The sequence below is a fragment of the Haemophilus seminalis genome (genome assembly GCF_006384255.1).
In the GTDB taxonomy this organism is placed as follows: domain Bacteria; phylum Pseudomonadota; class Gammaproteobacteria; order Enterobacterales; family Pasteurellaceae; genus Haemophilus; species Haemophilus seminalis.
Map to the genome: position 1 here is coordinate 1 of NZ_VCED01000013.1, position 1775 is coordinate 1775.

Annotated in this window: 1 tRNA gene and 2 rRNA genes; all 3 read left to right on the forward strand. The window is 46.7% G+C overall.

The features are described 5' to 3' along the window. Positions 1-117: ribosomal RNA gene (locus FE813_RS10340) — 16S ribosomal RNA — on the forward strand; the annotation flags it as partial. Between the two features lie 117 nt (positions 118-234). Then, positions 235-310: transfer RNA gene (locus FE813_RS10345), tRNA-Glu, on the forward strand. Between the two features lie 270 nt (positions 311-580). After that, a 23S ribosomal RNA gene (locus FE813_RS10350) occupies positions 581-1775 on the forward strand; the annotation flags it as partial.

Consider the following 1775-nt stretch of genomic DNA (forward strand, 5'->3'; position numbering starts at 1 on the left):
GTACCAGAAGTAGATAGCTTAACCGCAAGGGGGGCGTTTACCACGGTATGATTCATGACTGGGGTGAAGTCGTAACAAGGTAACCGTAGGGGAACCTGCGGTTGGATCACCTCCTTACCGAAGACGAGAGACAGCGAGTGCTCACACAGATTGGCTGATAGTTGTAGACAAGATTGAATACGAAGCGAAAGCGACGTTGAAAGATAAGAATAAGATAGAGTATCTTTAATTGATGTCCCCATCGTCTAGAGGCCTAGGACATCGCCCTTTCACGGCGGTAACCGGGGTTCGAATCCCCGTGGGGACGCCAATTAAAGATAACTTTGTTAGATTATCTTACTGTTCTTTAAAAAATTGGAAACAAGCTGAAAACAAGAGATTTTCGAGAGAAAGTCTGAGTAGGCAAAATAGGAAAGTGAAAAGAGGGAACTGAAAAGGAAACTCTAAAAACAAAACCTGTTTTGCATAAAATCTTGATTGAACAAAAGCAATCAAGTGTTTAGTTGAATTAATGACGCTGAAAGTGCTCAGAACGCAATATCTATTTTATATTGAGTTTTGAAAACATTTGAGGTTGTATAGTTAAGTGACTAAGCGTACAAGGTGGATGCCTTGGCAATCAGAGGCGAAGAAGGACGTGCTAATCTGCGAAAAGCTTGGATGAGTCGATAAGAGGCGTTTAATCCAAGATATCCGAATGGGGAAACCCAGTAGATGAAGAATCTACTATCACTTACTGAATTCATAGGTAAGTGAGGCAAACCGGGAGAACTGAAACATCTAAGTACCCCGAGGAAAAGAAATCAACCGAGATTTCGTCAGTAGCGGCGAGCGAAAGCGAAGGAGCCTGTTAATGATAACAGCAGAGATAGAGGAATAAGCTGGGAAGCTTAGCGACACAGGGTGATAGCCCCGTACTCGACATCCAGGCTATGGTACTAAGTTAACGAGAAGTAGGGCGGGACACGTGATATCCTGTTTGAAGATGGGGGGACCATCCTCCAAGGCTAAATACTCCTGATTGACCGATAGTGAACCAGTACTGTGAAGGAAAGGCGAAAAGAACCCCGGTGAGGGGAGTGAAATAGAACCTGAAACCTTGTACGTACAAGCAGTGGGAGCCCGAAAGGGTGACTGCGTACCTTTTGTATAATGGGTCAGCGACTTATATTTTGTAGCGAGGTTAACCGAATAGGGGAGCCGAAGGGAAACCGAGTCTTAACTGGGCGTCTAGTTGCAAGGTATAGACCCGAAACCCGGTGATCTAGCCATGGGCAGGTTGAAGGTTGGGTAACACTAACTGGAGGACCGAACCGACTAATGTTGAAAAATTAGCGGATGACTTGTGGCTGGGGGTGAAAGGCCAATCAAACCGGGAGATAGCTGGTTCTCCCCGAAATCTATTTAGGTAGAGCCTTGAGCGGACACCTTTGGGGGTAGAGCACTGTTTCGGCTAGGGGTCCATCCCGGATTACCAACCCGATGCAAACTACGAATACCAAAGAGTGATACTCAGGAGACACACGGCGGGTGCTAACGTCCGTCGTGGAGAGGGAAACAACCCAGACCGCCAGCTAAGGTCCCAAAGTCTATATTAAGTGGGAAACGAAGTGGGAAGGCTTAGACAGCTAGGATGTTGGCTTAGAAGCAGCCATCATTTAAAGAAAGCGTAATAGCTCACTAGTCGAGTCGGCCTGCGCGGAAGATGTAACGGGGCTGAAATATAGCACCGAAGCTGCGGCATCAGACGTAAGTCTGTTGGGTAGGGGAGCGTT